This is a genomic window from Yersinia pekkanenii (assembly GCF_001152565.1).
In the GTDB taxonomy this organism is placed as follows: Bacteria; Pseudomonadota; Gammaproteobacteria; order Enterobacterales; family Enterobacteriaceae; genus Yersinia; species Yersinia pekkanenii.
On record NZ_CQAZ01000068.1, the window covers coordinates 1 to 11,925 of the forward strand.

Consider the following 11,925-nt stretch of genomic DNA (forward strand, 5'->3'; position numbering starts at 1 on the left):
ACTAAATTTAGCAATTTATATTCTGAGTATACTGATTTAACACAAGTTCATTTTAATGCGTAAGCCCTGCCTAGGGTATGGCGTTTTACCTGTGGGGGGATCACTACCGGAACGGGGATTTCCTGCGCCGGTGGCCGGGTAATAATTTTGTCGAGGCTTTCAACTGTCTTAAAGGTGCAGGAACAATCAAGGTTCTGGCACTGGTAATAAACTTCTTTGGTCTGTTCCGACAAATAGCGGCTGGAACGAGTATGAGAAGCGTGTCTGCATACCGGGCAACGCATCATGTCGACGGCTCCCCAGTTGGATTGAGTTTCTCCCGCTTTTCCCGTATCAGCTTGCCCAGTTGCATCCGCTTTATCGGGCTATTATTCAGAGTAGAGTCCACATAACCCGGTTGTGGTTGTTGTAGTGTGAGTTCGGCTAATATCGATTCTTTCTCCATATCAAACGAATAAAGCCCCGCTAATGAAAGAAGAGTCGCTGTCAGTGTACCCAGTGCCTTCGCCGGTGATGAGTCTGTGTAGAGTTCGTTCGCAGCGACCATTATTTTCGCTGCCCGGATGAGTTCGGGTGACAGGGTTTTCATCGCAGCAGACATTTCCAGCCTCGCATATTCCATCAACGCTACTTTATGCGTGTCTTTATAGGGTCTGGCAGAAGCGCATAATTGCAGTGACGTGTAATCTTTATCCAACTCCAGCTCTTCAATCAGATGCCCGAATTCTTGTGCCAGCTCCCGCTGTGAAATCCGGCGGATATGTTCGGTTTGCAGCTCATCCGTCATTTCACCGCGCAGGCTGCGAAACAGTTTGCGCCAACTGCCGTCAGCCTGCTGGGTCTGGTTTTCGGCATCGCGCTGCTTTTGCTGACTGCGGCCAATGGACGCAATAATGTCTTCGTAGGTTGCTTCATTCTTCAGGTGTTGGGCTTTGGCTGCTTTATAGTTGTTCAATACCGGGGTAATGGGGTGTTCTGCTGTCTGGCTCATGGTTGTACTCCGTTCTCATCGGGATGTCGCTATTGTGCAAATCCACACACAACAGCTCAACCGATGCCCGTTGTATCAGCGCTGACACAACAACCCGCCGTTGTGCCATTCATCGATTACGACACAATAGCGACTCTGATTAACAGGAGAGAACCATGATTAATGTGACCGTTGGAGAGAAGTTTTTCACACTGGAACGCCATGAAGCACAATTCCTTTCGGACGCGCTACTGTCAGCCCTGAGTAACCCCACTGATAAGGCAATACAGGGATTCAGTCAGCGGGCCGGAACCTTGCAGGTGACCACTTCACCAGAAGAAGCAAACTTTACGGGAAATAAGCAACATTTCAGCCAACAGGCTCCGGCAATACGTACCCACACCTTGACGGACTGCTAACTGACCGGCCAGCCAGAAAGAAGCGCTGAACTGACCTGAATGAGAAACGGTGTATCCCTTTGGGGGTGTAACAGGTGTAACGGGTGTTACAGTATTGATATATCAGTGTTTTTCTAAAATCATTAGGTGTAACACCCGGTGTAACGTGGTGTAACACCGCCGTTATCGTGCCGGTTTGTTACACCTGTTACACCGATAAAAGAAAAAGGTGTAACAGGCTTTTCTCAATGAAATCAGCGTTGTTACACCTGTTACCCTTGTTACACCTTAAAGATAAGACTCACGTAAAGGATTAACCCACCACCTCGCTGTTAAAGACGTATATCCGTTTGGGATTCATCTCTGGCAGGCGGACGGTGGTTTGGGTCTTCCCGTCTTTCGATACCAGCAGATACCCTGCCGTGACACACAGTTGCGCGACTTTCTTGGCATCAAACCCCTTACACACCTCTTTCCAGCCCGACGGCAACACATAGAACGTGGTGACGGCCTCACGGGTATTATTGCCCTTGTCCACCTTACGAAAACCCACCATGTTTGAGGGCCGGTTACGCTCGCCATGCCAGTCCGCAAAACGGCTGTACTGATTGGCGGTGAAGAAACTGCGTATCTGCTCAAGGGCGGCGGCGTCTTCCTGATTGGCACTGTGACCGCGTTCCCCTATCCATGCCTGCAAACACACTCGGGTGGCTCGCAAGGCTTCCCCCTCCGGCCAGCCGGTCAGGCCGCAACGAGTCGCCATCTCGCCCGCCATCGCAATCAGGGCGAAACGGTTAATAGCCCGTCCCACCTGATTCCCGGCCTCTACAGGCATCAGCTCACGGGTGTAGGTTTTCAGCAGGGCTTTCGCCTGAGTGGTCATGCCGTTCAGGTCTTCGGTCAGGGCCTTGAGCCATGCCCGGAACGGCGTACCGTAGAAACTGGCTGTTGCCCCCTCAAAATGTTCGGCCAGCTCTTTACCACTACCAAAACCGTGTAACGCTTCAAAGACGCCAAACTTGCCTGAGTCACTGGGGATTTGGATCATCCGTACTTCCATCCCGGCAAAGGTGCGCTCACCGGCGCGGGCGGCATGTTTGGTCAGTGACAATTCGCCGGTGGAGAAGAACAACATACGCCACTGTTTGCGGGCGCGCAGTTCGCCGTCAGTCCCGGCCCGGCCTTTGCCCTGTCCGTTTGCCAGCATATAGGCAATATTGCCCGCTTCACGGCCATCCACCTCGCGTATTTCATCGAGCATCATGGCGGCATCGTTGCGACGGCTGGCAGTGCCCTCCAGTGCGTTACCGGTTGAGCGCCATGTGTGCCAGTAATCCGGCCCGCCACACACGGAGGTGGCCGCTTTCATGGTGGTGGTCTTGCCGTCTGTGGATTCGCCTTTCAGGTGATAACCGCCGCCGTCCATCCCCACCAGACGCAACAGCGGAGCCGCAAACGCCAGACTGACCGCAAAGGCCACGCGGGAATTACCGATACAGTAGCGCCCGATATGCTCGCGCCACTCATCAAGGCTGCCAGCCACTCGAAAATCCCGCCCCTGTACGCTGGCCGTCTGCAATATCACCCCGTCGGCCCCCTCACCAATCACCTCGTCCTGCAACACATACACCCCGCCATGCCAGCCGGTTTTGTTCACACAGGTGACTTTTCGCTCTGGCTTACACAGCGAAATGTATTCCATCAGCCGGGCGCGGGCCTCGCCGGTGGTGCTGATATACGACAGACCGTTGACCAGCAACACCCGCCGCAGCTCTTCACCGCTGCCGCTTAACATTTCCATCGGCATCGCCCATTTACGGCAAATCCCGTAAGTGTCCTCCCATTCCAGCAGGCGGCCAAAGTTCCCTCCGTCCGCGTCGCAGGTAATGGCCGACACCTTGAGCGGGTTACAGATTTTGATATTGCGGATTTCAGTATCTCCATCTGATTTTTGTACTTGCTTATCGAACCACAAATATTCCTGCGTCAGCCGAAAACCTTGGGGCAATTTGGCCTTGTCTTTCCCCAGTTGCACCAGCTCTTCCCGGAACGCTTCTCTGGCCCGTTCGGTGCCGTTATCCCGCTGATAATCATTCCAGTCGGCTTTAAAACGGGTCGGGGGGAGCGTCACCCAACCGTCCACGGCTTTGGCTGCTTTCTCCGCCCACACTTTGCCGGTGTTGACCTTGCCATCATCAAAATCATTGTCTCCGGCCAGAATGATGCGCGTTTCTGGCCACTTAGCCCGGATAACCAACGCCACGTTTAGCAGGTTACTGGCGGCAATACCCGCCATCACCACGCCGTCAGTGAGTTGTGCCACGGTCAGGGCGGTAGCATAGCCCTCGGTGATAACGACCTGTGGCGGGCTGTCCAGCTCGGATTCAAGGGTAATAAATGCCCCTTTGAGCACCGTACCCGGCAACAGGCGCTTGTCTCCCAAGGGGGAAACCAGTTGCGCGCCGGTCACGGTGCCACTGATATCGGTCAGCGGCAGCACCAGTGAGCCGGGCGGGAAATCAATCCCACCACTTTTCTTCAATTGCGTGGTCAAGCGGTGGGGATGTTCTAACAACCCTTTACCGGTCAGATAGTCACTTTCACCCCGCACACAGCCTGCCAGTAAGGCCGCGACAGTCTCGGCTACCGGTTGTGTGGGTTTGGCAGCTTCTTTTCTGGCGGGCGGCTGTTGGCTTTGGGGTAATTGCAGCACCTGTGCCACCTCATGAGCTGCTTTACCGGCCGTCAACCCGTTGACCAGCTTGACCAAATCCAGCCCGTCACCGGCCCCGCACTGGTTACAAATCCATGTCCCGCGCCCATCCCGATCATCAAAACGAAAACGGTCTGAACCGCCACAATGTGGGCAAGCGCCGTGTTGACCATGGGCCGGAACGGCAATACCCAGCAAGGGCAGGACAACCGGCCAGCGCGCATGGGCGGCGGCGGTAATATCCGATACAAAATTCTGTGCCATCATGTCCCCCTCAGTGCAGTGTGACCGGCATGTTCGCCGTTTTGATGTACGCCCGGCACAGCTCATCCATCATGGTTTCCCCCAACAGCGTCAGGCGGGGGGCCACATTCAGAATGTCCGGTAACACCATGTCTTCCAGCATGCAGCAGGCGGCTTCCATCCCGCTCTCAGGGCCGTGGCGTGTCATAAAATAGACTTCCACGTTTTCGGCTATCACCATTTGCAGCTCATCAATATTCATGGTGAGTGCGACGCCGTAGGACACACAGGTATCCAGATAGGCATGCGCCACGGCACGACGGTACAGCGCGGTGCGGACTTCAAGGGGAATACAGGAGGTGTTATTCAGGTTCATGATTGCACCCCGCTAGACAGTAATGCACAGCTTTGGGTGACGGCTATCAGGTCTTCATATAGATAATCGACCATAGCGGAGACTTCTTTCACCGGTAACATGCCGGGAAAGGCGGACGAGTCAAAATGGTTCGCCAGTAGGGCGGCTAATAATGCGCTGGCATTCTTGGCGCGGGTTAATTTAAAAAAATCATCTTCCGGTATTCCGTAGGCCAGATGATTATTCAAAACCTGAGTTTCAGATAAAGGGCGGCCCTGAGCAGCGTTATGCTCATATTGTTGCATTGTCATAATAGAGTCCGTTTTAGAAAGTGAGAATTTGTTACCGCTATTTATGCCGGTTAGAGAAAGTGTGAATAATGTTCCTCGCTCTTTTCCGCCGGACGGCGTTCTGAATAAGGTTTTTTCGGGTAAATATATTTAACGGACTTATGCAGCAATAATCCTTTACTGATATTGAGTGTTGTTATCGGGTCACGTTCCGGCGCATCAGCTATTTTGCTGTACACCTTGGCGAACCACGTTAACGGCATGGAAGAATATTGTGTAGTGAGGTCATAATTAAAAATGACTTCATAACGGAATTCAGGGTTTTGGCGCTGGGTCTGCTCGGAGGCCAGTTTCAGGTTCACGATACGCACCGTCCAGCCCTCTTTGTGGCGATAGCGTTCGCCGTATTCAGGGAGTTCAGTCATGGGAGCCTGCTCTTACCGGCAAACGGCCAGCAAACAGTAAGATATAGTCACCGGCCAACTGGCGGCGGGCGGTAGTCTCATTACAGGCGGTGATCCGCAGCATGAGCGGGCGTATTTTGCGTTGTGTGCGGTTGATTGCCGCAAAGATGTAGGTACACTTTAATGTAGCCATGGCGTTGCTCTCTGTTTCGTTAATGGTTAAGCCTCAATTGGTACTGCGAATACTGATTGAGGCTGCTTTTTTTTTAGGGGACATCATGGTAAGGTGGCCACCTAACGAGTTAACAGTAATCCAATAGGTGGCCACTTGTCAACAGTTACAACAAGAGATAGAAGCCCTAAAGGGGGCGGCCAATCTCCACAGTTCAAAATGCGAATTACGCCTGAGCTTAAAGAACAATTAGAAGCTGAGGCAGGTAAAGATAATGTTAGTCTCGCCAATTGGATAAAAGATCTCGCAAGGCAAGAATTAAAGCGGCGAGGCATCGAACCAAAAGGCTAAACATTATTATTTAGATTTTATTTGTATATTATATTGGCGATCTACGTGGTCGCCTTTATTACATTATTAATGATGTTGTTGTGATTCAATCCATTCCCAAATTTCATCTACTTTCCATGCTGTAATTCTGGTTGATATCTTTACTGGTTTAGGGAATGTACCCGCTGACACCCGTCTCCATAAGGTTGCAGGAGAAAATGGTAAGCAGGGCATCAATGCCTTTTGCCGGACAAAACCTGCTGCGGGTAAAGAGCCATGTGTTGTATTTTCATGTCTCATCAGTCTTGTAACTCCTTGATGGGTAAGCGATGAGGTGAGATTACCTGACACAATCTTAGTTTTCCATCAAGAATGGAATTCCATTAAATTGATATATTTTCCACTGAAATGTTCACAATTCCATTAAAACAAGACAAATGAGTGTTTTTTTAATTTATTGAAATATATAAATAAATTATTTTTAATGCGGGTTAGTGAGGTGGAATACAAGTGAATATTAGTGAATGGCAACTGATGGCAATTAAAGGCAGCTTTATGATGGATTTTTATGTATCAGCCAAACCTTACTAGATGTTTAGCTGATACATAACTAGTCATGTATGGCTTTTAAAGCCGATGAAATTTTTTCTCTAAGAGAGGATGCACGTAGGCCATCAGTTGAGATGTCGTTTTCTTGAATATACATATCAACCATTTCTTTAATATGTTCAACACAAATAACATCACCCTTTTTCATCCATTTTGCGTTGTTTTGCTCATGTTTTTCTTTGGCTAATAGAGTTAGCGTTATCCCAAGTAATTTATTTACATTAAAGAGTTCTTCATCTTTTTTATATACCCCTCTATTGTTTTTTATTATTTGGAGGCCAAGTTTTTCTGCTTCGCCACCAATAAATGAAAGTAGGTTGTTGTTTTTATTTTTTGTTGCAATGTTTTGTACAGCCATGCTGCATCTTTCAATTATAGCTTCAGGGGTTTCATCAGTATCAAGACAATTATATCCAATTGAGAAAATAAGATCTGATGAGATCTTTTCACTGTCATCTACGGGGTGCGGAGAAGCTATATAATCAGTATATTTTGTTATTCTCTCGATTTTATTAGCTTTGAATACTTCTTCTAAGGTTCTTTTAAGTCTCATTTTTATATGAGAAATAACTTCTAGCTTTTCTGTATCTATCTCTCTTCTTAATAAAGTTGGAGATAGCCCAACCAGGCACTTAGCTATTTCATCGATAGTGATTGAGGGGAGAGTTGCAACCCTTTCAAACTCATTCATTTTTTGGAAGCTTTTCATTTTATCCCTCGTTCCCTCGATTCTAATTTTATTAGCTTATTTGCCCATAAATTTAAGGCTTTTCTACGTTCGTCCAAATACTGATGCTTATTATAAATCCCTTCCACCCCTTTAATTCTATGATTTAAACATCTTTCTGCAACGATAGGATCAACGCCTAAAGCTGCCAGATGAGTCCGGGCTGTTCGTCGGAAGTCATGGACAGTAAAGTTTTCCACACCCTGCATCTGTGTTTTTACTTTGGCTAAGGCTACAGGCAACGTGCTCTCTGCTATGTGGGGAATCATGCGGTTTTGCATTTTTCGGGCAGGCAGAACCCACCCACTATTAAGTGACATATCTTTAAGCTGTTGGAACCATGTTATGGCCACTGGAGGGAGTGGAATATCGATAGCGTCGCCGTTCTTGGTGCCAGTTAGGTGCCATATGGCATTTTCTAAATCAATATCTTCCCACCTAGCCGCACATAGCTCCATTTTTCGACAGCAGAGTAATAAAAGTAATTTCATTGTTAGCTCATTTTGGATACTGAAACCCTTTGCTAGCCTCATTGCAGCAAATAGCTGCTCTAGCTCACCAGTATCTAAATAGCGCTCTCTGGCCTTTTCCTGCCCGCCAGCATCGGATATATCAAAGGCAGTTGTGGGGTTCACTTCAAGGATGTGGCGCTTAATACCATAGTTAAATATTCGTCGCGTCCAGCGTAGTACATCGTTGGCCACTGTTGGCGCACCTCTGGCTAGGATGCTTTGCAGCATATCGTCAATATGGCGAGGTTTTACTTCATCGGCTTTTAAGTGGCCAATGTTCGGATTAATGTCCTTATCAATCCGACGGCGGAGAATATCAGGGTGTTTCCATCTGCCTAATATCTGACGTTCAAAGTATTCCGTAGCTAAATGAGAAACCAACAACGCATTCTTATCAGACTCGATTTTTGCTAGTGCGTCAGCCTTACGCTCTTTCTTTTCTCCGGCCACGTCGTAACCCAAAGAAACACGAGCTGACAGTAACTTAATTGTTTCACGCGCTTTTGCCAGTGATAGTTCGGCATAAGAACCGATCCACATAGCCCGTGCTTTACCTGCGAAACGGTAGCGGAAACGCCATTTAGGTGAGGCGAAACTCTCTCGGTAGCAAAGATATAGTCCATTGCCGTCTGAGCGGCCCTCAAAGCGCTCTCCAGCCTTTAACCATGCTTTGATTTGTAAATCTGTTAACTTTCCCATGTATCCACACTGAGCCTTTCCTGTGTACCAAATACAGATGTACCAAAGAGTGAAATGGTACATGTCTTGGTACATGGATTTAGTGAAATTTCATGGAATGATATGTGATGTGTTGAGATAAAGAAAGCCCGTAAGTCACGGGCTTTAAAGGCATTTTGCGACGTACTGAAATGCGATGAGAAGTTACTCGATGTTCTGAATCTGCTCGCGCATTTGCTCGATAAGCACCTTCAGTTCAATAGCTGAGTTGGTCACGTCGGCATTGATAGATTTTGATGCCAGCGTATTCGACTCGCGGTTGAATTCTTGCATCATAAAATCAAGGCGACGGCCAACGGCTTCTTTCTTCTTCAGAATATTATGTGTTTCTTTGACATGAGCTTCCAGGCGATCCAGCTCTTCAGCAACATCGACACGTTGCGCCATCAGCACTAATTCCTGTTCCAAGCGGGTATTTTCCAGTTGGACCTGCGCTTCTTCCAGTTTATTGAGCAAGCGCTCACGCTGCCACTGCAAGATATTTGGCATATGCGCACGGACTTTAATCACTTCCGCACTAACGCCATCAAGGCGCTGTTCGATAAGGGTTTTCAGTGCCGCACCTTCGGTTTCGCGGGAAACGATAAAGTCATCCAACACAATATCCAGTGCTTGCATTAGCTCAGTACTGATAGCATCCAGATCCTGCTCTTCAGCGGCCATGACACCCGGCCAGCGCAGAATATCCACCGGATTAATTTCGCCTTCATCGCTTTGCATCTTGACCCAGTTACCGGCTTCAACTAATTGCTTTGCCAGTTTCTCATTAAGGATTAGAGAACTTTGTGCGTTGGCATCCAGCTCAAAACGCAAACTGCACTCAATTTTGCCTCGGGTCAGACGGCTGCGGATACGTTCGCGAATTACCGGTTCCAGGCTGCGGAACTGTTCAGGTAAGCGAATATAAGTTTCTAAATAGCGTTGGTTAACGGAACGCAGCTCCCAGGCTGCGCTACCCCATTCACCCTTAATGTCACGCCGAGCGTAAGCGGTCATACTGCGGATCATCGTTGCGTACCCGTTTTCAAGAAAAGATGCAGGGATTATAGCTTCCGAGGCGCAGGCAGGATAGGCATTACATCACTAAGGCCGTATAATGCGCGACCAATATCGATTTAAAGCCGGAGAAAGCCCCATGCGCCCAGCAGACCGAGCAGCACAACAAGTCCGCCCATTGACCCTAACCCGTAATTACACGAAACACGCTGAAGGCTCAGTGTTGGTTGAGTTTGGCGATACCAAAGTATTGTGCACCGCCACGGTCGAAGAAGGTGTTCCGCGCTTTCTGAAAGGCCAAGGCCAAGGCTGGATAACCGCTGAATATGGCATGTTGCCACGTGCCACTCATAGCCGGAATGCCCGCGAAGCTGCGAAAGGTAAACAAGGTGGCCGTACTTTAGAAATTCAACGTCTGATTGCTCGTTCTTTGCGTGCGGCAGTTGATTTGAAGAAGTTGGGCGAGTTCACCATTACCTTAGACTGCGATGTTTTACAGGCTGATGGTGGCACCCGTACGGCTTCAATCAGTGGTGCCTGTGTGGCTCTGGCTGATGCGCTGAATAAATTGGTTGCTGCCGGTAAATTGAAAGCTAATCCGATGAAAGGGCTAGTTGCAGCGGTTTCTGTTGGTATCGTGAAAGGCGAAGCCCTTTGTGATCTGGAATACGTAGAGGATTCTGCGGCAGAAACAGATATGAATGTGGTAATGATGGAAGATGGCCGGATGATTGAGGTGCAAGGCACTGCTGAAGGTGAACCGTTCAGTCACGAAGAGTTACTGGCGTTGTTGGCGCTGGCTCGGGGAGGGATAGAAACTATCTTCCTGGCGCAGAAGGCGGCGTTAGAACAATAATTGATAAGGGCGACTTGCGAGTCGCCTTTATTATGTGTTATCTATTTGAAATTAAAGGATTAATTTCTACCAATGTCCACACATTGACCACATCGAATAAATCAGCCTCGCTTGCGGGGCTTTATTTTGCCTGGCGTTATGCGCGTAAAGTTAGCAAGCGGCGTTTTACCTGGTGGCCGTTCCGGCCCTGGTCGCGCGAATACTGCTAGTGATCGTTTCGATATTCTCGCCCGTTTTTACAGTATCAAAATTTCCTCACCTTTTGGCGTCAGCCCTTGCGGCGTCTGGCTTGGCGCGCAATTCTATTTATTCGCCTGGACGCTTTCCGCTTTGCGTTTGATCGGACGTAAAATACAAATCCCCTTTTAAATCATTACGTTAGTTTTTACAGATCATATCGAGATCGTTCTAATTACTGTAATTCACTGAAATCTATATCACTCGTTACAGTTTGCGATCCATGCGAGATCTTTAACGCTGGCGCGGTCTGGCGAGGGTGTTTGTAGGGTTACCAAACTGTAATAAGTTCGCCAAGTATTTTGTGCAGGCGTGGTGGGCGTGTGCGTTTTACCTCCCGTTTCTTTTACGTGGCTGGATTTACCTCGCATGTTTCACTGGCGGGTTATGGTGCGATTATCGCGCTCGAATGTGAATCCTGAGGTGTGCTGAGTGGTGCGGGCCGTGGTGAGGCTTCCAGCGCGTTACCTGTGATATGCGTCAGCCTTGCGGTGCGGGCAATGTGAAATGTTTCAGTAATTTTAACGGGGATATTACGTAAGTTTGTTACAGCTTAAGGGGGCTTGAGGTGCTGAAGCATAGACAGTAGCGTCTATGCTCGATGCGGATTAGGCGATGAGTGGGCCGTACTTAGTTACGAGGGATGCGGCTTTGCTGGCGGTGTTGTTCATCTCGCCGGCATTCAGTGGGCCGCCGGTGTTGGTGTGGTTGTGGCTGGCGGTTTGCTGGGCGAGGGTTTGGATCACATCCAGCGTATCAGTGAGCAATGTCAGTACGTTGATATCGTCGGTACCCAGGCGCACCGTGGGCGCGATAAGCTCCTGAGCGGCGGCAACACTGCGACGAATACCGGCGATTTTCTCAGTGAGTGCCCCGCCGACGTCGGTTGTTTGGTTCTGGCCAACCGTGACATTTTGGTTGTGGCCAACTGTGATATTTTGATTCTGGCCAACATCGTCATTCCTGTCTTTGCCGACCTTGGTCAGCATATTGGCCAATGTACCTATTGAGTAGTCGCCCTCGGCAAGCTGTATCACCTGGCCGGCCATCAGGGTTTTAGTTCCCAATACCGTGGTGCTGTCGTTGGCTTTTACTGTGGTGCTGCGGGTTGTGGTGGTGCGGTTTTCCTCGTCACTGGTCACGCTGCGTCGGCTGCTGGTTTCCTCTATCGCCTGGTCGGTATCACGCCGCCAACTGCCGTCGACCGTCACGCGCTGACTGACGCCGGCGCGCTGCTGCTGTAGCTGTTCGCCTGGCTTGACGGCGGGCAGTGATAATCCCTCAGACAGCGTTTGCCGGATCATTGGCTTATCTGGCCGGCCATCCGCAAAACCAATTTCTACCAGCGTCCCTTCAGGTGGGAACTGGAACATGC

At 49.4% G+C, this 11,925-nt stretch carries 16 protein-coding genes; 4 read left to right on the forward strand and 12 right to left on the reverse strand.

Annotated elements, in window-relative coordinates; translation table 11 throughout:
* Positions 1-47: 47 nt before the first annotated feature.
* Positions 48-287 carry an ogr/Delta-like zinc finger family protein gene (locus tag AEP37_RS25315; RefSeq protein ID WP_072086378.1) on the reverse strand — a complete coding sequence of 80 codons (240 nt, stop codon included), beginning with the start codon at positions 285-287 and terminating at the stop codon, positions 48-50.
* Entirely contained in the window at positions 284-991 is a 708-nt protein-coding gene (locus AEP37_RS20995) for a hypothetical protein (RefSeq protein WP_049615172.1), read from the reverse strand. Before AEP37_RS20995 ends, AEP37_RS25315 begins: the two co-directional genes overlap by 4 nt.
* 155 nt (positions 992-1,146) lie before the next feature.
* Here AEP37_RS20995 and AEP37_RS21000 point away from each other — a divergent pair, with 155 nt between their 5' ends.
* Complete coding sequence (locus tag AEP37_RS21000; protein WP_005175991.1) at positions 1,147-1,389, forward strand: hypothetical protein; 243 nt, start codon at positions 1,147-1,149, stop codon at positions 1,387-1,389.
* 292 nt (positions 1,390-1,681) lie between these two features.
* Here AEP37_RS21000 and AEP37_RS21005 read toward each other — a convergent pair whose 3' ends face one another.
* Genes AEP37_RS21005 through AEP37_RS21025 form a run of 5 tightly spaced genes read right to left on the reverse strand, consistent with a single transcriptional unit; the run spans position 1,682 to position 5,566 of the window.
* Positions 1,682-4,345 carry a TOPRIM and DUF927 domain-containing protein gene (locus AEP37_RS21005; protein WP_049615173.1) on the reverse strand — a complete coding sequence of 888 codons (2,664 nt, stop codon included), beginning with the start codon at positions 4,343-4,345 and terminating at the stop codon, positions 1,682-1,684.
* A gap of 10 nt (positions 4,346-4,355) precedes the next feature.
* Positions 4,356-4,700: a DUF5375 family protein gene (locus AEP37_RS21010; protein ID WP_049615174.1), complete on the reverse strand. Its 345-nt coding sequence runs from the start codon at positions 4,698-4,700 to the stop codon at positions 4,356-4,358.
* Positions 4,697-4,990: a hypothetical protein gene (locus AEP37_RS21015; protein ID WP_025380026.1), complete on the reverse strand. Its 294-nt coding sequence runs from the start codon at positions 4,988-4,990 to the stop codon at positions 4,697-4,699. The genes AEP37_RS21010 and AEP37_RS21015 overlap by 4 nt, the downstream gene beginning before the upstream one ends.
* 50 nt (positions 4,991-5,040) lie before the next feature.
* Positions 5,041-5,394, reverse strand: coding sequence for a hypothetical protein (locus AEP37_RS21020; protein ID WP_049615175.1), 354 nt, complete (start codon positions 5,392-5,394; stop codon positions 5,041-5,043).
* Positions 5,387-5,566, reverse strand: a complete 180-nt coding sequence (locus AEP37_RS21025) for a host cell division inhibitor Icd-like protein (protein WP_025380024.1) — start codon at positions 5,564-5,566, stop codon at positions 5,387-5,389. The genes AEP37_RS21020 and AEP37_RS21025 overlap by 8 nt, the downstream gene beginning before the upstream one ends.
* 135 nt (positions 5,567-5,701) lie before the next feature.
* Here AEP37_RS21025 and AEP37_RS26290 point away from each other — a divergent pair, with 135 nt between their 5' ends.
* Entirely contained in the window at positions 5,702-5,896 is a 195-nt protein-coding gene (locus tag AEP37_RS26290) for a toxin-antitoxin system HicB family antitoxin (protein ID WP_025380023.1), read from the forward strand.
* Between the two features lie 66 nt (positions 5,897-5,962).
* Here the strand turns inward: AEP37_RS26290 and AEP37_RS25320 are convergent, their stop codons facing one another.
* The 4 genes from AEP37_RS25320 to AEP37_RS21045 form a co-directional block, all read right to left on the reverse strand.
* Positions 5,963-6,175 (reverse strand): helix-turn-helix transcriptional regulator, encoded by a 213-nt coding sequence (locus AEP37_RS25320; RefSeq protein ID WP_050879328.1) that lies wholly within the window; start codon positions 6,173-6,175, stop codon positions 5,963-5,965.
* Positions 6,176-6,485: 310 nt separating this feature from the next.
* A complete protein-coding gene (locus AEP37_RS21035) occupies positions 6,486-7,193 on the reverse strand; it encodes a hypothetical protein (protein WP_049615176.1) in 708 nt (235 codons plus the stop codon).
* Positions 7,190-8,422, reverse strand: a complete 1,233-nt coding sequence (locus AEP37_RS21040; protein ID WP_049615177.1) for a tyrosine-type recombinase/integrase — start codon at positions 8,420-8,422, stop codon at positions 7,190-7,192. Before AEP37_RS21040 ends, AEP37_RS21035 begins: the two co-directional genes overlap by 4 nt.
* A 183-nt stretch (positions 8,423-8,605) precedes the next feature.
* Positions 8,606-9,469, reverse strand: coding sequence for a YicC/YloC family endoribonuclease (locus AEP37_RS21045; protein WP_049615178.1), 864 nt, complete (start codon positions 9,467-9,469; stop codon positions 8,606-8,608).
* A 127-nt stretch (positions 9,470-9,596) separates the two neighbouring features.
* Here AEP37_RS21045 and rph point away from each other — a divergent pair, with 127 nt between their 5' ends.
* Together rph and AEP37_RS21055 are read left to right on the forward strand one after the other, a co-directional pair.
* Positions 9,597-10,313, forward strand: coding sequence for a ribonuclease PH (gene rph, locus AEP37_RS21050; RefSeq protein ID WP_049615179.1), 717 nt, complete (start codon positions 9,597-9,599; stop codon positions 10,311-10,313).
* Positions 10,314-10,451: 138 nt separating this feature from the next.
* Complete coding sequence (locus tag AEP37_RS21055; RefSeq protein ID WP_049615180.1) at positions 10,452-10,682, forward strand: hypothetical protein; 231 nt, start codon at positions 10,452-10,454, stop codon at positions 10,680-10,682.
* Positions 10,683-11,158: 476 nt separating this feature from the next.
* On the opposite strand, the gene AEP37_RS21060 is transcribed toward AEP37_RS21055, so the two are convergent.
* Positions 11,159-11,925, reverse strand: a 767-nt coding sequence (locus tag AEP37_RS21060) for a bacteriophage T4 gp5 trimerisation domain-containing protein (protein ID WP_049615181.1), incomplete at its 5' end; no start/stop codon positions are given.

Bases quoted from the DNA above. Each gene is read 5' to 3' on its own strand.
- AEP37_RS25315 (WP_072086378.1), bottom strand. From the start codon at position 287: ATGATGCGTTGCCCGGTATGCAGACACGCTTCTCATACTCGTTCCAGC.
- AEP37_RS20995 (WP_049615172.1), bottom strand. From the start codon at position 991: ATGAGCCAGACAGCAGAACACCCCATTACCCCGGTATTGAACAACTAT.
- AEP37_RS21000 (WP_005175991.1), top strand. From the start codon at position 1,147: ATGATTAATGTGACCGTTGGAGAGAAGTTTTTCACACTGGAACGCCAT.
- AEP37_RS21005 (WP_049615173.1), bottom strand. From the start codon at position 4,345: ATGGCACAGAATTTTGTATCGGATATTACCGCCGCCGCCCATGCGCGC.
- AEP37_RS21010 (WP_049615174.1), bottom strand. From the start codon at position 4,700: ATGAACCTGAATAACACCTCCTGTATTCCCCTTGAAGTCCGCACCGCG.
- AEP37_RS21015 (WP_025380026.1), bottom strand. From the start codon at position 4,990: ATGACAATGCAACAATATGAGCATAACGCTGCTCAGGGCCGCCCTTTA.
- AEP37_RS21020 (WP_049615175.1), bottom strand. From the start codon at position 5,394: ATGACTGAACTCCCTGAATACGGCGAACGCTATCGCCACAAAGAGGGC.
- AEP37_RS21025 (WP_025380024.1), bottom strand. From the start codon at position 5,566: ATGGCTACATTAAAGTGTACCTACATCTTTGCGGCAATCAACCGCACA.
- AEP37_RS25320 (WP_050879328.1), bottom strand. From the start codon at position 6,175: ATGAGACATGAAAATACAACACATGGCTCTTTACCCGCAGCAGGTTTT.
- AEP37_RS21035 (WP_049615176.1), bottom strand. From the start codon at position 7,193: ATGAAAAGCTTCCAAAAAATGAATGAGTTTGAAAGGGTTGCAACTCTC.
- AEP37_RS21040 (WP_049615177.1), bottom strand. From the start codon at position 8,422: ATGGGAAAGTTAACAGATTTACAAATCAAAGCATGGTTAAAGGCTGGA.
- AEP37_RS21045 (WP_049615178.1), bottom strand. From the start codon at position 9,469: ATGATCCGCAGTATGACCGCTTACGCTCGGCGTGACATTAAGGGTGAA.
- rph (WP_049615179.1), top strand. From the start codon at position 9,597: ATGCGCCCAGCAGACCGAGCAGCACAACAAGTCCGCCCATTGACCCTA.
- AEP37_RS21055 (WP_049615180.1), top strand. From the start codon at position 10,452: ATGCGCGTAAAGTTAGCAAGCGGCGTTTTACCTGGTGGCCGTTCCGGC.